This window comes from Bacillus sp. EB V-12, from assembly GCF_056158125.1.
On record NZ_JBUXJL010000010.1, the window covers coordinates 108,793 to 131,887 of the forward strand.

Sequence of the window (23,095 nt, forward strand, 5' to 3'; positions counted from 1 at the left end):
TATAGTCAGATAACACTATGATTGGTCTGTTTTTTTGTTTATTTAACTTAGTGCTTGCTTGTTTTACAAGAGAAGAAGAGTACTTTTTTGATTTTAGAACGAAAAGTGAAAAGAGAATTATAATTTTATAAGTGCACTAAGGGTACGGGAGAATCCAGATTAGAATATTTGAGAGGGAAATATGGCAAATTAACTTCTGAACAGCTCCATGCTAATATTAATGAAAGGGCCGGTATTGCATTTCCGCAAAGGTCCACTAGGAGTCAACTTAAAAATGGAGGTTATATTGTTGAAGATGTTGACTTGTATAAAAAAATGAGTCCAAATAAGAATCGTGCTCTAGGTTTTCAGAATACAAAAAATGATGGATTGTTACAAGCGCATCACGCAATACAAGATGAATGGGCTAAAACAAGCGGTAATAATTATAGCAGTCGACAAGCACCATCAATATTACTCAAATCTACCTCTGGTGAACCACATGCTATAATATCCGCTCTTCAAAGAGCTAGAAGAAGGAATGAAGGTTTTAGTACGGATATAATATACGAATTTAATATTAGCTATAAAGAAATGATTGAAGTGGGTGTAGATTTAAAAGTAGCAAAAAAAGTAATGCGAGAAGCATATAGATATTTTGATGGATTAGGAGGATTTAAATGATAAATGTTCAAAAATTGTCGACTTATGAATTATATTCTCCAGTTGATGAAAATGAAATTAAAAAAATTGAAGAGGAAATGGGATTAATACTCCCTAATGCTTATAAACAATTACTAAAGCATACAAATGGTTTTGTGTCCGATAATGGAGTCGTTATATTTGGAGTGGATATAATAGATGAAATGAATAAAACATATGAAGTCCATGAATATGCAAAGGGTTATGTTGCTGTAGGAAGTAATGGTGGAGGCAAAATACTGTTAATGACTGCAAATGAAAACGCAACAGAGTTAGTACAAGTTGATTCGGGGATTATGGATCCGAATTATGCAACCACAGTAAGTGAGAATTTAATACAGTGGATAAATGACGGAGCGATAGATATTGACTGTGTGGACGAAGAACAGGAAGTGTTTAAGGAAAAACTGTGTAATCTTATATTGGTAAGTCCACCAGTAGGAGGGGCTATGGATTTAAAGAAAATACAAGAGGTATTTATCATCAAAAAGGGATTGTTTGACTTATTAAAAGGATCAAAACAATTACCATTCGTGTTAATGAAAGACATACCTGTTGAGTTGGCTTTAAAAAACATAGAACTGTTAGGCGAATTAGGGGATATATTGAAAATATCTAGTACTGATTAACTGATTTTAGGGCTTAAAATAGAGGGTATTTGAATTAAGAACCGTTTAATACAATTATTAATTCAAAATAATATTGTTGGAAAATTGCTATTGGTTCCGTGTATGTCTTATATAATCAATAAATTAAACTCTTAGAAAATATTATTTGAATTTAGAGCACTTGATTGTCGACTAAAGGCAACGAGTGCTTTTTTATTAGATAGACATGGATCATCAAGTACCTGGTAAAATGCAGTTAGTAGTGTCTAAAACGCATAAAGTTAACCATTTAGGTGGAAATGCATTATGGGGGGATGGAATCAGATGAGTAAGGTACAATGGAGATCACCAGATGAACCTATTATACGAGAAGATGTAAAGAATGTTGAACAGGAATTGAACATTAATTTTCCTTTAGATTATATAGAATGTGTGATGAATAATAATGGAGCGCATGTTAGTCCAGAGGTGTTTGAAGTTGAAGGGAAAAGAAAGGTTTTTGGAACGTTATTAAGTTACGATATGGAAGATGATGAAAATATTATGGAAGTATTTGATGATTACAAGGATACACTACCAGCAGAATTAGTTCCTTTTGCTTTTGACCCAGCGGGAAATTTAATATGTTTTGACTATAAAAATGACAAAAATAACCCTGTTGTGGTATTTTGGGAACATGAAAATGCTGGTGAAAAAGAAATGTTGCTGCGAGAAGAAGGATTAACAGAAGAACAAGTGGAAGAACGTGCAAGAGAGAATGTATTTTACATTGCAGATACATTTACTGATTTTTTAAATAAATTACATGATTAAAAAAATAAAGTTTATGTGAAGTGGATAGAAAAAATAATAGGGTGTTTGAAAATTGATACTCCATGATGGTTGTACCATCATGGAGTACTGTGTGCAATGATAGAATAGAAAACGAAGTACGAGCTTAGGCGAGATGACATTTTACTGTGTGATGAATATAAACGCATGGAATGTATATTAAATTAACGAACTCGTACAAACTCGTAAGTTTTAACGTAGTAGTTGTCATGACATGTAAAAGGTGTCATACTGTTACTACAAAACTTACCAATTTATGCTACTTAAAAATAGATGAACTTAAAGTACTCGATTGTCGATTAAAGGCAACGAGTGTTTTTTTGCGTTTTAGCGTAGAAATTTAACAGAGCACTATAATTTTATTATGTAAACTTTTTACGTGATTTTTTATACAACTAAAGAGAAGAAAAATGTTCACTATTACTTTCATTTCTGTTATGAAAATTCTACAATAGAAAACAGAACATATATTTGGTATAATCAAAACATACTATATGAAACGATGTACATGAGTTTGAGATTTATGAAAAAAGGTAAGCAATACATAATAATAAATACGCTATAGGATTCAGTTCATATTATACAAATCAATCGTTAGAAAGGAACAGATGTAATGAATCAAATTTCATTTGAAGATTTATTTGAAGAAGAAAAAGAAAAGGTGGAGGTAGCTGAGGTATGTAAGGTACCAGCCCCTTTATCACCATTACAAAAAGATATTTTAGAATTAATTGATTCTGAAGAAATAAGTGCGCTTGAGCTATGTGAACGATTAATACGATCTGGTAAAATACCCGATGAAAGATTCACTACGAATAAGCCTAAAGCATATGGACAAGTATGTTTACTATTAGAAGGTTTTGTTACAGAAGGAAAACTTATTTTTATCAAAGATGATGAGAAAAGAGATAGGGTATATAAATTGAAAGAAGAAGTTTGAGATGTATAGTGGGAGATGAATGATTGGTTCCCTTTAACTTGCAGCTCCGTTAGTCTAGTAATGTCCACTAAAAAGGTGTCAATCTCTCCTAGATTGACACCTTCATACTTTTAACACCTTACATACTTACGCTTGAAACCAAGTCTTCCTCTATCAAGTTCTTTCTGAATACTTTCAGAAGCATTTAACAAACTGCTTTTTTTATTATCACGTTTGACTTCAACTATACCAACTTCTTTTGCAATCTCGACTGCTTTTTCATGTAGTGGTACATATGAGATTGCCACAGTGTTTAGGAAATTATTCATAGCGGATTTTGTTCGTTCTGGAGAATGATGAATTGTATCTTTCACCATTTCAAGCATATCGGAAATTTTACTTTCGGAAAACTCATTGTCTTTGCGATTTCCTAATAGCCAACAGTAGCAACTCCAGCCGGCAGACATTTTAAGCTCGTCCCCACTTGCAATCCATTTATCAGCAACATCTTGTGCGATATTTGACTCTGATAAAGTTACTGCCACCACATAATCGGATAGCATATAAAAATATGCCCCGTCTATCCAGCGATCAAAATCAGACTCACTCATAGCTTTTGGATCGGCAATAATACCTGCAAAGTACATAGCATCGTAGTTGCCTGTGGCATAAAGTTCTTCAGCTAATTCTTGATTTAATTTTATTTTTTTAGCGATTGGTTTCATAGCACCTGTAGCTACTCCGAATACTGGCTCATGCGCACCGTTAGATATGTATATTTTTTTCGTTCGTTCCTTACTTAGAGCTTCAAGTTCTTGCATAACTGTTTTAAGATCCATAGTTGTGCAACTTCCTTTCATCATGTAAAAGCCTTTTTAAACTTTTCGTATTTCATATGTTAATACTAATTGTATTCAAGAGGTATGTCTACTTTCTAAAAGTATCGAAACCGGTTAGTAATTTTGAAGGCTTTGATTTTGTAACTGCAACAAGCTATCTATAATGGTAAGAAGGTCACTGTAAGGTAAGGAAGAATGAAAAGTATGTATAGTTTTTCCAATAAATATTTGGTATGATGGTGAATGGGAAAAATATACAAGTTGTTAGTTTTTCAAAAAAGGGGGATTGAATTGAAAAGAACACCTGAATTTGTATTAGGTTTAATTGGTGGCATTTTGGGAATTATTATTTCCATAATATTAATAGTTGTAGCGTTTAATATTATGGAAGGTGTTGATTACGAACTTTTAGCTTATTACTCTATTATTTTAACGGTTCAAATAGGATTGTTCATTTTATCGTGTTTAGTAAACAAGGTTAATAATAAAGTTTATGGAGTTTGTATGATTGTGATTCCTATAGTTATGTTGTTTATGTCATTATTCTTTTTACTTATTCCGACAATTTTACAAATTATATCTGGTTCATTTGCATTTAGGACATTAAAGTTAGAATCGAATGTAAGCTAAATATAATTATCAACGTCTGAATATTCGGTTTTTTAAACATTTTCGTTTGCAGTTCAAATTAACATAAAGTACAAAGTTGTACGCTTTAGGAGGAGAAATAGATGATTATTTGGTCTGGTTGGGGTTTTTTGGTCGCAATTATTGTAATTATTAATACTCTTTTGGGTAAGGCTATCTTTGGATCTATAACGGGGGACGCTACATATTTTCAAGACCATAGTTGGCCAATGGCGGTAATGTTTATTATATCAGGGGTTATGTCTTGGTATTTAGGTAAATATATTAATAAGCCAGATGGGAAAGTTTATATAGATGCCGAAACTGGTGAAAAAGTTATGTTTAACAAAAAGCACTCATTATTTTTTATAAAAATGGAATATTGGGGACCGATTCTAGGAGTTATTGCGATTGTAACTTTAATTACAAGATAAAAAAAGAGGATGGGTATAGCAAGAGTAATCTATTCAAGTAGAAGGAGAAATCAGTCATGAATGCAAAGAAACTACTAGGGGTAGCAGTTCCGGTCATGTTGTTATTTGGTTGTGGAGTTTCTGAGAAAACGAACACTTCTAAACAGGAGAAAACGGAAGAGTCTAAAGTAAAAGAATCGAAGTCTAATAGTAAGAAAGAAAAAGTTTCAAAGGAAGACTATCCTAATAAAGTGTATAAATTAGGGGTAGAGTTTGATAAGTTGTTTGCGGAGCATAACAATATTACAAGAGAGGTTTTTGACGGTAAGAAAAAGAAATCAGATATAGTAGATAGTGTGAAAGAATTAAATAAAGTGTTAGATAAATTTGAGTCGATAGATCCCCCTGCAGAGTATGTAAATCAACAAAAGGATTTTGAAAAAGCAATTGGTTATTTTAGAGAGTCTTTTTCTTTAATAAATGAAGTATTCACCCGAAAAGAAAAAAGAGAAAAAGGCGATAAGACTGATAAAGAGTTAATGGAGAAATCCGAAAAGTTAGTGAAAGAAGGAGATATTTACTGGCTTAAGGCATTCAAAGATCTTGAAGGGGATATTAAAATCGGTGACGGTACAGTATCTGTGAAAGATTTGAAAGAGTTAGATAAGAAAGCTGGAATTAATACGGATAACGTTATGAAGAATGTGAAAGATGGTACGGAATTAATCGGTAATTGGGGATTCAAAGGAACAGACGGTTTCATTATGTCACTTATTCTAAAAGGTGATAAGACATTTGAAACGTATGGTAAAGGTGAGTATCCAAATAAAAAGAATTATATTGAAGGCACTTGGGAATATGATAAGGAAGCTTTTACAATCTATTTACATCTCAATAAACGTTTAGTAGACGGTGTAGAAGATACAATTCAAAAAAAGAAAATAGCATATAAAGTTCAAGATTATGATGGGGAAAACTTGCAATTATTTAATGAGACGTCATTTCATACAATTAAGTATGTGAAGCAAAGTTAAAGTTATGAAGGACTAGGTTTAAATGGCCTAGTCCTTCATTAAAGTGCGAGTATGTAAAGAATATGTTATCTTTCGTTCTGTTTACTTAATATCATGTTATTCTTTAATAGAGTAATAAATGGAGTTTTGCATTAAATATATGAGGTTGGTTACAAATGATAAAGAAATTTACTAGATTCGTATTAATAGTGGTTATCCCAATCAGTCTTATTACAGGTTGTGGGACTGCTGAAAAAACTGAAGCACAAAAGCCGAAAGCGGTACAAACGGAGAAAAAGGACTATATGGATTACTCATATGGTAGCAAAGGTATATTAGTAAGTGGCAAAGCGAAAGAACGGCAACAATACGAGATTGGATATATGGATGATAATAAATTAATTGGGATTGATGAAAATATTGAAGACTGCATTATTTTAGATAATAAAGATGAAGCAGGTCTCATTTGGAAACAAATAGAGCGAGGATCTATTATTGAAGTGCAATACGGTAAGGATCGCAATGATATCGTAGGCGTGCAATTCGTAGGAGATCGTGAGTCATATGAAATTAGTGATAAGTTTGATCGGAATACGATAAATGAGATTGTTGAAAACGTTAAAGGGAATTTGTAATAGATGTATGTCGATAGTATAGGATCTCTTATTATGAAATTGTATGCCAGTTATTTGTCTAAGTTTAAATTGATTATTTTGACGGTATTTGTAATTAGTTGTAAAATAATGTTTGTTGATGAATTTTATAAAAAGTATGTTAGATGAAATTCATCTGTAGGGATGACATATAAATATTTTCTTAATGGGTATAAAATATGGTAATTTAAATATATAAATAAAAAGAAAATATATTAGGAGTACATAGTAGATTCATATTTTTAAAAATTAATGTGACAATAAAGGGAGGTTGAGATACATACACGGTGGGAGTGTGTATGTATTTATTATAATAATGAATAAGACAATCAAACAACAAGTAATCGCACTATCAACAAGTCTAGTGATTTTAGGGAGCACACCTTTATCAGCATCAGCAGAAGAGATCAACAAATCTCAAACTGATCAACTTAATATTGCCCAAGGAGAACACGGAGCGAGCGGATTAAATTATTCTAATTTCAAGTTGGAAGTTCCTGATCATGTACAAATTAACGAAGCAGAAGTATCTGAAAATGAAAAAATGCTTTTAGAAGAATATAAGCATAAACATGATGAAACAGAAGAATTAAACAAAATGCAAGATGCTAAGAAGGGACAAGTAGCAGAAAAGGAAGCTATTTCAAACATTGAAAAGGCATTTGAATCTGTAGATGGTCGAAATGATGGATCTGATCGTCAAATGAAACCTGTTGCAAAGCCAAGAGGTATTCAATATAGTGCACAGAGTACGAAGAAATATGGAACACTTGCAGGAGTTCCATTTGTGGAGTGGATTGTTCCAGCAGGAAATCCTGATATTCGTCCTGCAAATCCGATGAAAGCACGTTACATTACAATCCATGAGACCGCAAATACAGCTGCTGGTGCTAATGCTGAAAATCATGCGAAATATTTATACAAGCAAGCAACTGAAGGCACTTTCCGAACAGCTTCATGGCATTTTACTGTAGATGATAAACAAATTTATCAACACTTACCAACAAACGAAAATGGTTGGCATGCAGGAGATGGAGATGGTTCAGGAAACAGGGAGTCTATCGGTATCGAGATTGCGGTTAACCAAGACGGTGATTACAATAAAGCGTTAGAAAATGCAAAACGACTTGCAGGTTATTTAATGAACAAAGAAGGAATTGGTGCAGATCATATTTACAAGCATCAACAATGGAGCGGGAAAAAATGTCCTGACATTTTAATTTCACGTGGTAATTGGGCTGGTTTCGTACAAGGAATTCAGTGGTATGCAAATATAAATGCGCAGATTGATACGCCTTTACAAGATAAAAATGACTCATTTAATCCAAATGAAAATAATCCAGCTGAACCTAGCATGGAACTAGTGGTAAATGGTAGTGGCATCAATGTACGTAGTGATGCGGGTATTGAACATCGTGTTGTACGTAAAGCTTCAAACGGAGATCGTTACAAAGTATTAGCCGTTAAAAATGGTTGGTATAAAGTAGGTAATGGAGAATGGATTTTCTATGACCCAAGTTGGATTAAAATTAACTACAATGTACCAAAGGAAGAAGTACAAAAGCCTAAGGAAGAAGTACAAAAACCAAAAGATGATATTACAGGTGGCTGGTTTGAAGGGCATATTCGTAAATTAAACAGTCTAGGTATTATGCAAGGCGAAGGCAATGGTGTATTTGCTCCATATCGAAATGTAACGAGAGCGGAGTTTGCGAAATTAATCTCGAATGCTCTTAAACTACCAGAGGGAAATAAGTCATTTGTAGATATTAATGAGGCACATCCATCACTTCATGACGGTATTAAACGTTGTGCAAGTGCAGGAATTATTAATGGTCGTGGTGAAGGGATTTTTGATCCTAACTCACCAATTACTCGTGAAGAAGTATCTATTATGATTGACAAAGCATTACGATATAAAGGAATTACAGGTGAGTTAGTAGCATTACCATTTACAGACAAGCATTTAATAACATACAAAGAATCGGTTCAACGATTATACAGTCTAAAGGTAGTTAATGGTATTGGAAATAATGAGTTTGATCCTCGAGGCACAGCAACTCGTGGTCAGGCGGCTGCCTTTATTGTGAAGATGTTAGATTCAATGCAAAAATAAAAGGAAACTTTAATCAGTGAGGGCCACTCGCACTTACATCAAGCAGTTTATTCACCAAATTTTGAAATGAGAGTTTTACTGCCCACAAATAGCAGAAGAAATTGTATGTAGAAGCTGACATTGGTAGAAGTAAAAAAATAAGAAGAATTTGAAAGGAGCTATCCAAAATAATAATTTGGAATAGCTCCTATTTAGTAGGAAGAACAAATTGTATTTGATAGATTGTAATGTAGAATGCCCTTCCAAGCCCCTTATAAGCCCCTACCAAGTAATAAATCACTAAGAAAAAACAAAAACAAAAACAACTACAAGAACAAAACAAGCGCGAAAAAATGAAACCGGCGTTGTAGTAGTAAAAAAATTGTAATTCGAATGCCAAAACCATTCCCGCATGCCTATCTTTATAATGAAGGATTAAAATTTTCCTATTTACTAGCAAAGAGTGGAGGGAAACATATGGCAGTATACCGTAATGTGCAGGTGAACTTTTGGCAAGATGAATTCATATTAGATTTAACGCCAGAGGAGCGTTATTTTTACATATATTTGTTAACTGGTACGAAAACGAAGCAATGTGGTATTTACATATTACCGAAGCGTGTGGCAGAGCTTGAAACAGGTTACAGTATGGAGACTGTTGAGAAGTTGCTAAACAGGTTTGTTGAGTATGGAAAGATTTTATATGATACGGAAACGAAAGAGGTATTCATAATAAATTGGTTACACTATAACCCTATTTCAAATACGAATGTGGAGAAGTGCGTATTACGTGAGTTAAAGACTATAAAAAGTAATGAGTTCATACATATATTTTTACGTAAATGCCTTGAAGAAGAATACAAGATTCCATTATTATTGCAGCATTTTGGTATGCCAAAAGAAGAGGATAATAGTAGTTCACAAGTAGTTATTGAAGAGAAAGAAGAAGCGGAAGAGATAGAGGTGGAAACCATAGAAGAGGACGTTCCAAATAGTGAAGTTTATAAGTTTTATGAACAAAATATTAGTAGTTTATCCCCATATATTGTGAAGGAATTGAAGAATTGGATACAAAGACTTTCTGGAGAGGAAGTGTTAGAGGCACTTAAAATTGCGTTTGAAAATAATAAGAAAACGTTAGCTTATGTGAAGGGGATTTTGAGGAATTGGTGTAAGAAAGGACGAGTAGATTTTAGTGAAGGAATGCATAGGAGAGAAGTATTTGGTTCGTATGATCCATAGTTTGGATAAGGATTTTTTCTAGTCTAAAAGGTTCTTTTACTATAGAAGCGAATAGTGTGAGAAAGGGGTGGTTATATGGAAGTCGTTATAAAGAAGAAACGAAAAAGGGGAAAAAGAATTTTTATTTGGGCTAGTAGTATCGTTCTTTTGTTAGTTATTTCCGCTGCGATTTTTTTGAACATATATACGCTGAAATCTATGCCAAAGATAGATGGAATGATAAAGCTAGAGGATTTACAACAAGCTGTTACGGTGAAGCGTGATAGTAAAGGTGTACCGCATATTAAATCGGAAAATGCACATGATTTATATTTTTCACAAGGATATGTGCAAGCACAAGATCGTTTGTTTCAAATGGATTTAAGTAGAAGACAAGCGTCTGGTATGTTAAGTGAAGTTGTTGGGGAAGCAGCTGTTGATCGAGATAAATTGTTTCGAACACTCGGTTTACGGCGAGCTGCCGAAGCTTCAGTTAGTCAATATGATGGAGAAGCGAAATATGCCCTGCAGTCATTTGCTGATGGGGTGAACGCTTTTATACGTGAGGCGAAAGAGGAAAAGAAATTACCAGTTGAGTTTACTATATTAGGTTATGAACCTGCTGAGTGGTCAATTGTTGATACTTTAACGATCGGGAAGTATATGGCGTTTGACTTAGGAGGACATTGGCACGGACAGGCATTTCGATATTGGGCGCTGAAAAATCTTCCGAAAGAGCAAGCGAATGAGCTATTTCCTGCATATCCGAAAGATGCTCCTAGATTGCTAGCTGAACTGAAAAATACAAATGTGGACGTAGCACAAAGTTTTTCAAAAACGATAATTCCGCCGGAGTTTAACGGTAGTAATAACTGGGTTGTGAGCGGTGAGAAGAGTGCGTCAGGTAAGCCGATTTTAGCAGATGATCCTCATTTATCTCTTGCGACGCCTTCTATTTGGTATCAAACGAGACTTGAAATGAAAGGTTTAAATGTGAGTGGCGTTATTTTCGCTGGAGTACCAGGTGTTATATTAGGACACAATGACAAAATAGCGTGGGGTGTTACGAATACAGGGCCTGATGTGCAAGATTTATATATTGAGAAGAGAAATCCTAATAATGAAAATGAATTTCTGTATAACGATAAATGGGAAAAAGCTACCGTTGTAGACGAGTCTATTAAAGTAAAAGGCGGGAAGACAATTCCTTATAACGTTACGATTACGAGGCATGGACCAGTAATTTCAGAGTTTGCGGATAAGGGGAAGGAGAAAACGAAAACAGTATTCTCTTTAAAGTGGACAGCTTTAGAACCGTCAGCTGAGTTAAAAGCTGTATTAAATATGAACAAAGCAAAAGACTGGAATGAGTTTGAAACCGCTCTTCAAGATTTTCATACACCAACCCAAAACTTTGTGTTTGCATCAAACGACGGCACAATTGCTTATAAAGCGAATGGAAATATACCAGTGCGTAAAAAAGGTGATGGTAGCTTACCTGTTCCAGGATGGACAGATGAATATGAATGGGAAGGGTATATCCCGTTTGATCAACTTCCAAAAGTAATTAATCCAAAACAAGGGTTTATTTCAACTGCGAATAATAAAATTGTTGATGATAATTATCCGTATCATATTAGCAATACGTGGGCGCAGCCATATAGGCAAATGCGTATTCAAGAATTTTTGCAAGAGAAGGAAAAGTATACGGTGAAAGATTTAGAAGAGTTACAGATGGATCAAAAGAATTTATATGGGAAAGAGTTTACTCCTATATTTTTAAAAGAGTTAAATAAAGCATCTTTAAATGAGGTAGAGAAAGAAGGCGTAGACCAATTAACAAAGTGGAATTTTTACGATAGTAAAGATGAAGCGGCACCATTAATATTCCATTTGTTAATGAAAGAGATTTCAAATACGTTATTTTCAAAAGAAATACCGAAAGATGTACTGGAGTTATTTGAAGGGAAGTCACAAGTTGTTGATGAAATGATTCGAAAAGAAGTAGCGGGAGAAAATAGCGTTTGGTTTACGAAGTACGGAGGTTTCACAAAAGTTGTGCATACATCGTACGAGAATGTAATGAAGAAATTGCAGAAGGAATATGGACCCGATGTTGGAGAGTGGAAGTGGGGCGATTACCATCAACTCGCTTTTACACATCCCATTTCGAAATCATCGAGTATGTTAGCATTACTCGCTTTTAATCGTGAGAAGCCAGTTCCAATTGGTGGGAGCCAAGTTACCGTGCAAGCAGCGAGTTACGGCGAAAACGGCATTGTAAATCACGGGGCGTCTTGGAGATTCATTATTGATACGAAAGATATGTCAAACGGTTATCATATCGTAGGGCCAGGACAGTCGGGCCATTTTAGAAGCGATTGGTATCATGATCAAATAGATGATTGGGTAAATGGCACGTATCATACGACTACATTGAATACGGAGGGGATAGAGGGGAAGGTATTAACTTTGCAGCCGAAGTGATAGTAAGTTCTTATTTGCAGATGGCCCAGCTTTATGAGGTAATACTCCTTCGGCTAATGAAAGTTTTGCTTTATACAAGAGACTCTTACGATTGTAAGAGTCTCTTTATTATGATAATGGATAAAATATCCTTTTTGTAAAGAAGCGACAAGTTTTGACAAAATATTATACAGAGACTTGTTATAATACCTTTTGGAATATTATGTTTATTAAACGGAGGATGAAGTAGTGTACAACAAGGAAAATTTCTTAATAGTTGCAGTGAAATCGAATAGGGGGATTTAATATGAGCGTTAAAGTAATAAGGGCAACAGGGATGATGGGCGGAGCAGCAAGAGTTGCTGTAAAGGTAGATAACGAAGTAGTAATGAAACTTGAGAATAACGAAGAATATACGCTTCCTTTTGAATTAGATGAAGCGAATATTAAAGTAAAACAATTCTTTTTTGGAAGTAAAGAAAAGAAAGTAAAGGATGGCGATGTAGTAGAAATTAAGATAAATAGTATTGCCATGCTATTACTAATAGTGTCAATGATAGCTGTTTTATTCGGTTCGTCAATTGGTATAAATATTGTTGTTTTTGGTGTGATAGGAGCTTTAGTTACGTTAGTATACGGATTGAATAACTGGTTTCGTTTAGAGGTTAAATAATTATTGTATATATATTTATTTCAGTTGATTTACTATACATGGGATGAAAATATTTTTAAGTGGGAAATGGAGAGAATCAGTATGAAGAAAATGGTTGTAATATCTAGTTTGGCGCTAATAGTAGGTTTAACAACTGGTTGTAGCAGTGAAAAAACAAGTGGACCTAAAACAGTATCTGTAAAAAAAGAAAAAGAGTTAGTAGCGAAAGATATTTTTAAAAAAGCAGCTGACGGATTAAAACAAGAGGAATATCTTACATTGACATCTCTTATGTCAATGAAGGGGAGCGGCCAATCAGAAGAAATTAAAATGAAAATACAGATGGAGCCGAAACTGAAGAATTCTAGAGCTGAAATGAAAATAAGTGGTACAGATATTGTAACGTATGAAGTAGATGGAAAGGTCGCTGCTCAAGTGAAAAACCCTGATACAGGAGAGTTAGTTACGATACCTAATGATCAATTTAATGTAAATGATGTAATGGTCAGTAAAAATTTACTTAATGAGTTAGATTTACCAGAAGCTTTGGCTAAGAAAATGAAGGCAAAGAAAGATGGAGACACATATAAACTTACACTTGAATTAAAGGGAAAAGAAGCGGTAGATACGTTACAAAAAATCAATGGAGATATGAAAAAATTAACGGAAGGATTTAATATGGATGCGTTTAACATTGAATATATAATAACAAAAGATTATAAATTTGAAGAGATGCGAACAACTATAAAAGTGAGTGAAAGTAACTCAGATAAAAAAGCTAGTACAGATAAGGAAAAATTGGATGCAGTTGTGAGTATAAAGATTGATTCATATGAAAAGTTTGATTCAATTAAGTTACCAGAAGGGATTCAATAATTTCAATCGTAAAAGGATAAAAAGGGGCGGAAATCTGCTCCTTTTTTATTTTTCCTACTATTTTTAGAAGATTTATATGAATATAGTTGAACGGCACTTCATGTTTTTCTGGAATAAATGTGAAACGTTGTATAAAATAATCAAGAAAGCCAAAAATTATAGGGGGAAAGTTGTGAAGAAAAATAAGAGTTTAATAAGTTTTTTAGGAGTGTTTATTATGTTGTTTTCTTTTTGTTTTCAAGGAAATGTACAGGCAGATGTAAATACTGTTCAATCTGGAAAAATCAAATCAGGAAACGTAACAGTATGGGAAGTTGGAAATGTAGCGAAAGTATTAGCGGATGTGGAGCGCTTAAATTTAAATACAGTAAATGTACCGATTCAAGTAGATATCCCAAATGTGACTTCTACAAACATGGTAATTAATCAAGCGCAAAAGCAAAAAGCTATTATTTTAATTCAAGAATTATTAAAGCGTAATATTCAAGTTATAGTGGAACCGTTCCCGTATATTCAGCAGGGGAATGTTGGAGAGACAGAATGGAACCCAAGTAACATTAATGATTTCTTCTGGAATTGGAAGACGGTTATTCTGCAAGATATTTTTAATTCCATTACAAGTAAATACAATGTGTATGGACTAAAGATTGCTTCTAATTTCGTGAATATGGAGTATGCAGAAGGATACTGGAGCGATACAATTGATTTTGTTCGTAATCAGTATAAAGGAAATGTTTTGTATCAAATGAACTGGTGGTTAACAGCAAGCTGGGACCCTTCTTATGAAGCGAAGTTTGAAGAGAAAATCAATCGCACGTATTTAAAAAAGGTGGATATTGTTAGCATAGACAGTTGGTTTGAAGTTTCAGGAAAAAGAAATCCAACATATGAAGAAGTGAAGCAAAGTTTATTTGCGACAACAGTATATAATCGTGGGCAAAATGTTGTTCAGCAATTGGAACAATTACATAATGCAACAGGAAAGCCAGTTTACTTCGGTGGATTTAACGTTCCAGCACGTGAACTTGGATTACAAAATCCATGGAATCCAGATGTTTCAAATGTGTTTTCGAAAGATGTACAATTAAATGGATGGCGTGCTTACCGAGATGTATTAGAACCGAAACCATATTTTAAAGGTTTTTCAATTTGGTTTATTGGCTCTAATGATAGTACACATGCGTATCAAATACATAGTAAAGAAGCAGAGGCAGTTATTAGCGGGTGGTACCGAAAATAATTTTTATAAAATAGGTAAGTTTTAAAGTTTACTACATATATTTCTAGTGAAAGGCCTTTCACCATCTTATCACCTAGGGGGCAATCATAATGAAATTTTTGTCTTACCTTACAGTAATATTGGTGATTCTTGGCGGTTTGAATTGGTTATTGGTAGCGTTAGATTACAATGTAGTTGAGAAATGGTTTGGTTCTATGCCGGCGCTTGTGGACACTATTTATTGGCTCATTGGTCTTTCTGCTATTTATCAAATTTTTGATCGGTTCTTTACGAACGACTAGCTATTATTCTTTCATTATTAGAGTGTTAAGTACGATTATGTACTTAACACTTTTTTATATGTCCATAAAAAAGTCTGCACTTGCAAGCGATTCCATCGCGTCTTGCGCCCTAATAATAGAAAACAAATTGACCGTATATTATATTTTAGGTTATAATTCAGAAAGTTTAAAAATATCCAAATAAAAAATAGGGAGGTTATGAAGGTAATGGAGAGAGTCTATAATTTTTCAGCAGGACCATCAATACTCCCTTTGCCAGTTTTAGAGAAAGTGCAAAAGGAGCTTTTAAATTATAACGGGACAGGCATGTCAATTATGGAAATGAGTCATCGATCTTCTTATTTTCAAAGTATTATAGAGGAAGCGAGTAACTTACTTCGTGAATTAATGAGCATCCCTGATGGGTATGAAGTTTTATTTTTACAAGGCGGTGCGTCATTACAATTCTCTATGATACCACTGAACTTAATGAATACGTATAAAAAAGCTGGATACGTACTAACTGGCTCATGGTCTAAAAAGGCACTGCAAGAAGCCGAAAAAGTTGGGGAAGTACAAGTGATTGCTTCTTCCGAGCAAGAGAAGTTTACTACGATTCCTAAACTGGACGGTTTACTAAGCGATGAAAAACTAGATTATGTACATATTACAACGAATAATACAATTGAGGGGACAAAATATGTGGAAATTCCACATGTAGAAAGAGTGCCGCTCGTTGCGGATATGTCTTCAAATATTTTGTCAGAACAATATGATGTTTCGAAGTTTGGTCTTATATATGCGGGGGCGCAAAAGAATTTAGGACCTGCGGGCTTAACGATTGCGATTATAAAAAGAGATTTAATCGGGGGAGCAGATCGCTCTTGTCCGACAATGTTAAATTATGAAACTTACAGTAAAAATAACTCCTTATATAATACACCGCCATCCTTTAGTATTTACGTAACAAAACTTGTACTAGAGTGGTTGAAAGAGCAAGGCGGAGTATCTGCGATTGAAGAACAAAATAGAATGAAATCTTCACTTATTTATCATTTTTTAGATGAATCTAAATTGTTTACTTCACCAGTTGATCCTGCGTATCGATCACTTATGAACATTCCGTTTACAACACCGTCAGAAGAACTTAACAATGAGTTTTTACAAAAAGCGAAGGAATGCGGCCTTGTTACGTTAAAAGGACATCGATCAGTCGGTGGTATGCGCGCTAGTATTTACAATGCGATGCCAGTACAAGGCGTACAGCAATTAGTAAATTATATGAAGGAATTTGAGCTTGAGAATAGATAGGGAGATGGGGATATGTTTCGTGTTCAAACGTTAAATCAAATTGCAGAAAAAGGTTTGCAAGTTTTTACTGAAGAACGTTATGAAGTAGGAGATAGAATCAATCATCCAGATGGAATTTTGCTTCGTAGCTACTCTTTACATCAAGAAGAGTTTTCAAAAGACTTAAAGGCGATTGCAAGAGCTGGCGCTGGTGTAAATAATATTCCTGTCGAGCGATGTACAGAAAAAGGAATTGTAGTATTTAACACGCCGGGGGCAAATGCAAACGCTGTAAAGGAACTCATTATTGCCAGTCTTATTATGTCTTCACGTAACATTATTAATGGTGTAAGTTGGACGAAAAACTTAGAGGGTGAAGAAGTACCACAGCTTGTTGAATCAGGAAAAAAACAATTTGTTGGATCAGAAATTGCAGGGAAACGTCTAGGTGTTATCGGACTTGGCGCAATCGGTGCTTTAGTTGCGAACGATGCGTTAGCGTTAGGGATGGATGTTATCGGATATGATCCTTATATTTCAGTTGAAACAGCTTGGCGTCTTTCTACACATGTGCAAAGAGCATTTAGCCTTGATGAAATTTTTGCAACGTGTGATTATATTACACTGCATATTCCTCTTACGAATCAAACGAAGGGGATTATTGGGGAACACGCTGTAGAGAAGATGAAAAGAGGGATGCGTCTATTTAATTTCTCTAGAGGAGAACTTGTAGATGAAAAGGTTCTTCAAAAGGCATTAGAAGAAGATATTATTACACATTACGTAACGGACTTCCCAAATGAAAATGTAATAAAGATGAAAAATGTAACAGCGACGCCTCACCTTGGCGCATCTACGTCTGAATCAGAAGAAAATTGTGCAGTAATGGCAGCACGTCAATTACGTGAATATTTAGAGACAGGAAATATTCGTAATTCAGTAAACTATCCAAACGTAGAATTGCCGTATATCGGAAAGAAAAGAATTACAATTATGCATCAAAACGTCCCGAATATGGTAGGGCAAATTACAGGATGCTTAGCGGAACATCATATTAATATTGCCGATATGATTAATCGTAGTAAACATTCTTGGGCATACACAATGATTGATATCGATAACGGAATTGATGATATAATAAAAGAGAATATTGTAGAAAATATAAGCAAAATTACAGGTGTTGTAGCCGTTCGAATGATTGTGTAAAGGAGAGAGGAATGTGGCAAAAATACGACCGTTTCGGGCCATTCGTCCAGTAGAGGAAAAAGCGGCACAAGTGGCAGCTTTACCGTATGACGTATTAAATAGTGAAGAGGCAAGGGAAGTTGTAAAAGGGAATCCATATTCTTTCTTGCATGTTGATAAAGCAGAAATTGATTTAGATCCTGAACTGTCACCGTATGATGATCGCGTGTATGAAAAAGCGGGTGACAATTTAAAGCAATTTATACGAGAAGAAGTGTTCATACAAGATGAAGAGCCAGCGCTATATATTTATGAACTGACGATGCAAGGAAGAACGCAGTCAGGTCTTGTTGTTTGTACATCTATTGATGAGTATGAAGATGATACAATTAAAAAACATGAAAGAACACGTCATGAAAAAGAACTAGATCGTATTCGCCACGTAGATGTGTGTGACGCCAATACAGGCCCAATCTTTTTAACGTACCGTACAAAAGATGAAGTAAAGCATTTAATTAGAAGCTGGAAAGAAGAACATGCGCCAATTTATACATTTACAGCAGAAGACGGTGTTAAGCATGTTGCGTGGAAGATTGCAGATGAAGATGTAATTACGACTTTAGTAAACGCATTTGAAGATATTCCTAATCTTTATATTGCAGATGGGCATCACCGTTCTGCATCAGCTGCAAAAGTAGGACTTATGCGAAGAGAACAATATCCAAATTACACAGGAGAAGAGGAATTTAATTTCTTCTTATCGGTTCTATTCCCTCATGATGAATTATCGATTTGGGACTATAACCGAGTTGTGAAAGATTTAAATGGCTTATCAGAGGAACAGTTTTTAAATCAAATTACGCAGTACTTTTATGTAGAAGAAGCACCTGTTTCTCCGTATAAACCAAATGAGCCAAAAACATTTGGTATGTATGTAAATGAGAAGTGGTATAAGCTTACTGTGAAAGAAGAAACATTTGATGCGAATGATCTTGTTAGAGGTTTAGATGTATCTATCCTGCAAGATCATTTATTAAGCCAAGTACTTGAAATACATGATCCGCGTTCTGATTCACGTATCGATTTTGTCGGAGGAATCCGCGGATTAGAAGAACTAGAACGCCTTGTGAACAGCGGCGAATACAAAGCAGCATTCGCATTATATCCGACATCTATGGAAGATTTATTAGCAATCGCAGATGCCGGAGAAGTCATGCCGCCGAAATCAACGTGGTTTGAACCGAAACTGCGTAGTGGGTTGTTTGTTCATTCTTTAAAGTAAATATTGATTTCTATAGTTTTGAAAAACCGAAATGATTTTAGTTTCGGTTTTTCTTATTTTGGCTCAGTAAACGTTTAATGTTGATTTTAATGTTAAGATTGAAATATGTAACAACAGGTCGCTACAAAAAATGGAGGAAATACGATGAAAATGCAGCTGCAAAAAAGTTTTTATGTTGAATTGAAAAATGCAATTCGTTGTCATTATAACGAACTTTTAACAAGATGCGGTGTTGACACAATATACGGGTACTCCATATTAACAGACGATTGTGTCAATAGCATTGGACCAGTGGCAAATAAAGAAAGACTAATCAAAGTTAATAAATCGGACCCTTTATACAATTATTATAGATACGGAGCTGTTGAGTGGAGCGAATGGGACGATTTTGGAATGTTTGATGAAGTGAACAAAATTATTAAGAAATATCATAATATCGTCGAAGATGACTTTAACATACGAGTACATACACTGTTGAAAGAAACGTTAAATGTGTTAATGGAACTTGAATCAGAAGGGTTGTTTGGAGATAGAGATGATAATCGATTTATTGTCATTTGTGTAACTGATTCATCGAACGAAATCATGATTGAATCAGCTCGATTGCTTAATACATTAAAGACATACGAAGAATATGCTTCAGAATTTGCATAAGAATGAACATAAGTAAAACTGCGCTCTATAAGAGGCGATTTTCATTTAATAGAAAGTCACCAATTAATAGTAACCATTCGTTGTGACGTAACCATTGAACAATTAGAACCTGATGAAAAAACGTCCAAAGATAATTAAAATGTTTATATGTATGAATCAACTTGGAAAAGAAGTAATGCAGGGGAGCTTTTCAGGCATTATTCTTTGATTGGTAGGAAAAGTAATGAATAAGTGGGCCCCCGCTGCCTCTCAGGCTTAGAGTTTTAATTTCCCTCATAACGAAAATTTGATGTATCGTTGAATACTGATAATAAGACGTTATGTAATATACTCTGTTCTTTTCTTAACTATTAGAAAATAGGTGATGGATAAACTCGTCAACAAAAAGGACATTCCTAGTATTACAAGAAATGTCCTTTCCACTAAATTATAAGGTATTTTGCTGAAATTCAAACTCTAAAATTAGTTTACTAGTTTGACCTGTAAACTGATAATTATAGGATCCTCTCAGGTTTTCTAAGTTACCGGTAGCTTTAATAATTGTTCCTGGGGAATCTAAATTTCCTTTATCAAATATTCCTTGCTCTATAGCTGTAAATGTCCCTTGTTGCCCCTTATAAATTCCTTCAAAGTGTAAAAAACCAGAAATTTTAGCAGTAGCCAAGTGACCATCATTTATATTTGAGTCCAAATAATATAATAAGTATTCAACAAAAGTTTTTCCTTGTAATTCCCCATCGATATCATATTCAACATGAGCAATATTAATAGGGAAATCTTTTTTATTATCATCGATTGGTTTTTCATCCCACTTACTTACTGTAAATGTTACCTCCATACACGTAAATCCCCCTTTATCATTAGATAAGTAATCTCCATATCATTTAAAAAGTACTAATTCACAGTCATATCTTATAGGAGTGTTTTTATTTATTTAAGCTCTGTCATATCGTTATCTTATCTCAGAATCACCTGCGCTTCCCCATGAAGGACTTACTGTCGCCACGATATCTTCTGCTTGTAACCTCTTTGGTTTTATTAACATGTTAACTCCGCTGCTACAGAATGTAATGGACTACGATTATACAAACTGTATTATTGAAAAACATGATGTATGACATTAGTTTCTTCATCATCAATTCGTTTACCTGCTGGGATTCAAGAATTCAGTCTTAGTGTTGAATATAGGAATAACCAATTTATATTTGAAAATTACAGTATGCAACATTGTATGAGAAAGACGGTTGATATTTTCTGCAATCTGTAACTGTAATGATTATAAGTTGGTCGTATTCAATCCGAAAAATAAAATCATCATGAATGGAGAGGTTATAGCTTTTCCTGAACAAGAAAGCTATCGCCTTTAGGCATGGGAGGAAAGGGAGGTTTGATACGGATTGTCCCTAAAAATCGCAACGTTCGTGGTACTTTAAGTGTCCGAAGTATAGATAGATTCTTCGTTTTTTTTGATTTTTAGGGAATTATTCTTTAATTAGTAGATAGAGAGGTAAAATAAAAATACACCTAATTAATAGGTGTATTTTTTAGACTTGAAAACCACATATGTATTGGAGATTTCTCTTAGTTAGAATGTATCACAATAGAAATCATGTATATACATAATATTTGTTACATCGAATGGTTTCCTTGTAAGTATATGAAAATGGTAATCTAAATAGATTTTAATTTTGTTAACTTACCAACCTGTACTATGTTCAGAATTAGCAGGGGCGCCGCCAGTATTGCCATGAGATTCAACTTTCGGAGCAGGGAAATGTGTATGCCCTTCTTGTTTAGGAGCTCCACCAGTGTCGCCGATGTTTAAAGCAGGAGCGCCGCCAGTATCGTCACGGGAATCTAATTTTGGAGCAGGAGTATCACCAACATTTAAAGCAGGAGCGCCAGTATTACCATGCGCTTCTAACGTAGGAGCAAAGAAGTCAGCGTGACTCTCTTTTTTAGGAGCCATTCCTTCCCCATGAGTATTTGTATAAGAAGGAGCCCAAGTGTCGCCATGTGAATCTAATTTAGAGCTTAGATCAGCATGTGTCTCTAGTTTTGGAGCAGGAACATCGCCATGCTCTGCTTTTACAACGCCCCCATCCCCAATATTTACACCAAAAAGACCAAAGCTAAACACTGATAACCCTACAACAGCTGTACTAATTTTTCTTTTCAATCTATCTCTCTCCTTTTTATTGTTTTATTTCATTTTGTCTAAACGTGGTAGATAAAATGAAATGAATCGTAAAAAAATACAATTATATTACGATATACGAATAATTCTGTGTAATATTTTGTAAAACCTCCTTGAAATTTGAATTTTATGAAAATAAAATTCGACATGGTTCATTTTTCAACTAGTTGAATAGATTTTGATTGAGTTTTTATAAAGCTATTCATTAACCTTAGGACCGAAAGTAGATCTTAATTTCTTTATACCGTGGTCATAAGGTTATTTTAGCTTTGAATTAAATTAAAGCCCTCTTGCTTTATATTTAAAAAGTACAGTATGCATCATTGCATGAGAAAGAGGGTTGCTATTTTTTATATACTGTAACTATAATAGTTACAGGTTGGTCGATACCAATCAAAAATAAAATCATCATGAATGGAGATGTTTCATAATGGGTATGAAAAAAATAATTTTAGCAGGTGCTTTAGGAATCGCAGCATTATCAGGAACAAATGTACCAGGATTAGAACTAACAAAAGCGAGTGCAGCTTCTATTGAATCGAACTTCTCGACGTTAGAAGGACGAGTAGTAGAAGTAGATAACGGTGTAATTGTTGTAAAATCTCAGCAATATGAGGAACCTGTTAGTGTGTATATTGATTCACTTTCAAACGTTAAAGTAGGAGATGAAGTAAAAGCTACTGGATCTATGATGCGTAATTTTACAGAATATATGGTTGCAACTGCAGTTGAAAATACAACAAACAAGTTAGGTATGCATATGAAAGAAGATGGCTCACCTGATTATGTAATTGGAGAAGTAGCAAAAGTAGGAACGATGGAAGATGAGGGAGACGGTGCTACTAAATATGTCGTAGTTGAATATCCATCGCTAAATGGGAAGAAAGTTATTATTGATGTTTTCTTAACAAAGGGACAAGTATTTAATACGGGTGAGAAAGTAAAAATCGATATGAAGTATGTAGGCTGGGGCGGAAGTTCTATTAATTGGAACACAGTTGATCATATCGAAAGAGTTCATGAAGCAAAGACGAACACTGAAAATAATGATGATGTATGGATTTGGTCTTAATAAGGCGAGTATAGGTCGTTA

23 protein-coding genes and 1 pseudogene are annotated in these 23,095 nt (G+C 34.4%); 21 read left to right on the forward strand and 3 right to left on the reverse strand.

All coding sequences use genetic code 11. The annotated features are described in order from the left end of the window. Positions 1 to 168 precede the first annotated feature (168 nt). From ACZDYH_RS24445 to ACZDYH_RS24465, 5 genes and pseudogenes are all read left to right on the forward strand, one after another. Positions 169 to 663, forward strand: a complete 495-nt coding sequence (locus tag ACZDYH_RS24445) for a hypothetical protein (RefSeq protein ID WP_434712373.1) — start codon at positions 169 to 171, stop codon at positions 661 to 663. After that, a complete protein-coding gene (locus tag ACZDYH_RS24450) occupies positions 660 to 1,310 on the forward strand; it encodes an SMI1/KNR4 family protein (RefSeq protein ID WP_000611386.1) in 651 nt (216 codons plus the stop codon). The genes ACZDYH_RS24445 and ACZDYH_RS24450 overlap by 4 nt, the downstream gene beginning before the upstream one ends. 211 nt (positions 1,311 to 1,521) lie before the next feature. Beyond that, positions 1,522 to 1,617, forward strand: a pseudogene (locus ACZDYH_RS24455) (HNH endonuclease); the annotation flags it as partial. Then, positions 1,614 to 2,102, forward strand: a complete 489-nt coding sequence (locus ACZDYH_RS24460; protein ID WP_042883736.1) for an SMI1/KNR4 family protein — start codon at positions 1,614 to 1,616, stop codon at positions 2,100 to 2,102. The pseudogene ACZDYH_RS24455 and the gene ACZDYH_RS24460, both read left to right, overlap by 4 nt. A gap of 631 nt (positions 2,103 to 2,733) precedes the next feature. Next, positions 2,734 to 3,060, forward strand: coding sequence for a DUF3895 domain-containing protein (locus tag ACZDYH_RS24465; protein ID WP_001071909.1), 327 nt, complete (start codon positions 2,734 to 2,736; stop codon positions 3,058 to 3,060). 110 nt (positions 3,061 to 3,170) lie between these two features. Here the strand turns inward: ACZDYH_RS24465 and ACZDYH_RS24470 are convergent, their stop codons facing one another. Beyond that, positions 3,171 to 3,878 (reverse strand): DNA alkylation repair protein, encoded by a 708-nt coding sequence (locus tag ACZDYH_RS24470; RefSeq protein WP_078386592.1) that lies wholly within the window; start codon positions 3,876 to 3,878, stop codon positions 3,171 to 3,173. A 291-nt stretch (positions 3,879 to 4,169) separates the two neighbouring features. Here ACZDYH_RS24470 and ACZDYH_RS24475 point away from each other — a divergent pair, with 291 nt between their 5' ends. The 15 genes from ACZDYH_RS24475 (at position 4,170) to ACZDYH_RS24545 (ending at position 19,805) form a co-directional block, all read left to right on the forward strand. Then, the gene (locus ACZDYH_RS24475; RefSeq protein ID WP_000831724.1) at positions 4,170 to 4,508 is read left to right on the forward strand and encodes a DUF4064 domain-containing protein; all 339 of its coding nucleotides are present in this window, start codon (positions 4,170 to 4,172) and stop codon (positions 4,506 to 4,508) included. Positions 4,509 to 4,609: 101 nt separating this feature from the next. Further along, positions 4,610 to 4,939: a hypothetical protein gene (locus ACZDYH_RS24480; protein WP_000587853.1), complete on the forward strand. Its 330-nt coding sequence runs from the start codon at positions 4,610 to 4,612 to the stop codon at positions 4,937 to 4,939. 56 nt (positions 4,940 to 4,995) lie between these two features. After that, positions 4,996 to 5,952 (forward strand): DUF3994 domain-containing protein, encoded by a 957-nt coding sequence (locus ACZDYH_RS24485; RefSeq protein WP_000992202.1) that lies wholly within the window; start codon positions 4,996 to 4,998, stop codon positions 5,950 to 5,952. A 155-nt stretch (positions 5,953 to 6,107) separates the two neighbouring features. Then, positions 6,108 to 6,566: a hypothetical protein gene (locus ACZDYH_RS24490; protein ID WP_061113010.1), complete on the forward strand. Its 459-nt coding sequence runs from the start codon at positions 6,108 to 6,110 to the stop codon at positions 6,564 to 6,566. A gap of 334 nt (positions 6,567 to 6,900) precedes the next feature. Further along, positions 6,901 to 8,700, forward strand: coding sequence for an S-layer homology domain-containing protein (locus ACZDYH_RS24495; protein WP_434712368.1), 1,800 nt, complete (start codon positions 6,901 to 6,903; stop codon positions 8,698 to 8,700). 372 nt (positions 8,701 to 9,072) lie between these two features. Further along, positions 9,073 to 9,921 carry a DnaD domain-containing protein gene (locus tag ACZDYH_RS24500; RefSeq protein ID WP_139848993.1) on the forward strand — a complete coding sequence of 283 codons (849 nt, stop codon included), beginning with the start codon at positions 9,073 to 9,075 and terminating at the stop codon, positions 9,919 to 9,921. A gap of 75 nt (positions 9,922 to 9,996) precedes the next feature. Then, the gene (locus tag ACZDYH_RS24505; RefSeq protein ID WP_434712366.1) at positions 9,997 to 12,387 is read left to right on the forward strand and encodes a penicillin acylase family protein; all 2,391 of its coding nucleotides are present in this window, start codon (positions 9,997 to 9,999) and stop codon (positions 12,385 to 12,387) included. 286 nt (positions 12,388 to 12,673) lie between these two features. Beyond that, positions 12,674 to 13,039 carry a hypothetical protein gene (locus ACZDYH_RS24510; protein ID WP_006922825.1) on the forward strand — a complete coding sequence of 122 codons (366 nt, stop codon included), beginning with the start codon at positions 12,674 to 12,676 and terminating at the stop codon, positions 13,037 to 13,039. An 81-nt stretch (positions 13,040 to 13,120) separates the two neighbouring features. Then, entirely contained in the window at positions 13,121 to 13,894 is a 774-nt protein-coding gene (locus tag ACZDYH_RS24515; protein WP_000738991.1) for a DUF6612 family protein, read from the forward strand. Positions 13,895 to 14,066: 172 nt separating this feature from the next. Beyond that, positions 14,067 to 15,134, forward strand: a complete 1,068-nt coding sequence (locus ACZDYH_RS24520; RefSeq protein ID WP_061113270.1) for a glycoside hydrolase family 113 — start codon at positions 14,067 to 14,069, stop codon at positions 15,132 to 15,134. 89 nt (positions 15,135 to 15,223) lie between these two features. Continuing rightward, positions 15,224 to 15,415, forward strand: coding sequence for a DUF378 domain-containing protein (locus tag ACZDYH_RS24525; RefSeq protein WP_000670805.1), 192 nt, complete (start codon positions 15,224 to 15,226; stop codon positions 15,413 to 15,415). A gap of 207 nt (positions 15,416 to 15,622) precedes the next feature. Beyond that, a complete protein-coding gene (gene serC, locus ACZDYH_RS24530; RefSeq protein WP_434712362.1) occupies positions 15,623 to 16,705 on the forward strand; it encodes a 3-phosphoserine/phosphohydroxythreonine transaminase in 1,083 nt (360 codons plus the stop codon). A gap of 12 nt (positions 16,706 to 16,717) precedes the next feature. Next, a complete protein-coding gene (locus ACZDYH_RS24535) occupies positions 16,718 to 17,890 on the forward strand; it encodes a 3-phosphoglycerate dehydrogenase family protein (RefSeq protein ID WP_000490228.1) in 1,173 nt (390 codons plus the stop codon). A 13-nt stretch (positions 17,891 to 17,903) separates the two neighbouring features. Continuing rightward, entirely contained in the window at positions 17,904 to 19,151 is a 1,248-nt protein-coding gene (locus ACZDYH_RS24540; RefSeq protein ID WP_001063071.1) for a DUF1015 domain-containing protein, read from the forward strand. A gap of 144 nt (positions 19,152 to 19,295) precedes the next feature. Then, a complete protein-coding gene (locus ACZDYH_RS24545) occupies positions 19,296 to 19,805 on the forward strand; it encodes a DUF4303 domain-containing protein (RefSeq protein ID WP_000783832.1) in 510 nt (169 codons plus the stop codon). A 427-nt stretch (positions 19,806 to 20,232) separates the two neighbouring features. Here the strand turns inward: ACZDYH_RS24545 and ACZDYH_RS24550 are convergent, their stop codons facing one another. Then, positions 20,233 to 20,643, reverse strand: coding sequence for a DUF3224 domain-containing protein (locus ACZDYH_RS24550; RefSeq protein ID WP_434712359.1), 411 nt, complete (start codon positions 20,641 to 20,643; stop codon positions 20,233 to 20,235). 858 nt (positions 20,644 to 21,501) lie between these two features. After that, on the reverse strand, positions 21,502 to 21,984 hold the full coding sequence (locus ACZDYH_RS24555; RefSeq protein ID WP_000823365.1) for a hypothetical protein: 483 nt from the start codon (positions 21,982 to 21,984) through the stop codon (positions 21,502 to 21,504). A 448-nt stretch (positions 21,985 to 22,432) separates the two neighbouring features. Here ACZDYH_RS24555 and ACZDYH_RS24560 point away from each other — a divergent pair, with 448 nt between their 5' ends. Continuing rightward, entirely contained in the window at positions 22,433 to 23,074 is a 642-nt protein-coding gene (locus tag ACZDYH_RS24560) for a F0F1 ATP synthase subunit alpha (RefSeq protein ID WP_000525491.1), read from the forward strand. The last annotated feature ends 21 nt before the right edge of the window (positions 23,075 to 23,095 follow it).

Bases quoted from the DNA above. Each gene is read 5' to 3' on its own strand.
- ACZDYH_RS24495 (WP_434712368.1), top strand. From the start codon at position 6,901: ATGAATAAGACAATCAAACAACAAGTAATCGCACTATCAACAAGTCTA.
- ACZDYH_RS24560 (WP_000525491.1), top strand. From the start codon at position 22,433: ATGGGTATGAAAAAAATAATTTTAGCAGGTGCTTTAGGAATCGCAGCA.
- ACZDYH_RS24525 (WP_000670805.1), top strand. From the start codon at position 15,224: ATGAAATTTTTGTCTTACCTTACAGTAATATTGGTGATTCTTGGCGGT.
- ACZDYH_RS24510 (WP_006922825.1), top strand. From the start codon at position 12,674: ATGAGCGTTAAAGTAATAAGGGCAACAGGGATGATGGGCGGAGCAGCA.
- ACZDYH_RS24500 (WP_139848993.1), top strand. From the start codon at position 9,073: ATGCCAAAACCATTCCCGCATGCCTATCTTTATAATGAAGGATTAAAA.
- ACZDYH_RS24480 (WP_000587853.1), top strand. From the start codon at position 4,610: ATGATTATTTGGTCTGGTTGGGGTTTTTTGGTCGCAATTATTGTAATT.
- ACZDYH_RS24450 (WP_000611386.1), top strand. From the start codon at position 660: ATGATAAATGTTCAAAAATTGTCGACTTATGAATTATATTCTCCAGTT.
- ACZDYH_RS24465 (WP_001071909.1), top strand. From the start codon at position 2,734: ATGAATCAAATTTCATTTGAAGATTTATTTGAAGAAGAAAAAGAAAAG.
- ACZDYH_RS24485 (WP_000992202.1), top strand. From the start codon at position 4,996: ATGAATGCAAAGAAACTACTAGGGGTAGCAGTTCCGGTCATGTTGTTA.
- ACZDYH_RS24545 (WP_000783832.1), top strand. From the start codon at position 19,296: ATGAAAATGCAGCTGCAAAAAAGTTTTTATGTTGAATTGAAAAATGCA.
- ACZDYH_RS24515 (WP_000738991.1), top strand. From the start codon at position 13,121: ATGAAGAAAATGGTTGTAATATCTAGTTTGGCGCTAATAGTAGGTTTA.
- ACZDYH_RS24535 (WP_000490228.1), top strand. From the start codon at position 16,718: ATGTTTCGTGTTCAAACGTTAAATCAAATTGCAGAAAAAGGTTTGCAA.
- ACZDYH_RS24490 (WP_061113010.1), top strand. From the start codon at position 6,108: ATGATAAAGAAATTTACTAGATTCGTATTAATAGTGGTTATCCCAATC.
- ACZDYH_RS24550 (WP_434712359.1), bottom strand. From the start codon at position 20,643: ATGGAGGTAACATTTACAGTAAGTAAGTGGGATGAAAAACCAATCGAT.
- ACZDYH_RS24460 (WP_042883736.1), top strand. From the start codon at position 1,614: ATGAGTAAGGTACAATGGAGATCACCAGATGAACCTATTATACGAGAA.
- ACZDYH_RS24470 (WP_078386592.1), bottom strand. From the start codon at position 3,878: ATGGATCTTAAAACAGTTATGCAAGAACTTGAAGCTCTAAGTAAGGAA.
- ACZDYH_RS24505 (WP_434712366.1), top strand. From the start codon at position 9,997: ATGGAAGTCGTTATAAAGAAGAAACGAAAAAGGGGAAAAAGAATTTTT.
- serC (WP_434712362.1), top strand. From the start codon at position 15,623: ATGGAGAGAGTCTATAATTTTTCAGCAGGACCATCAATACTCCCTTTG.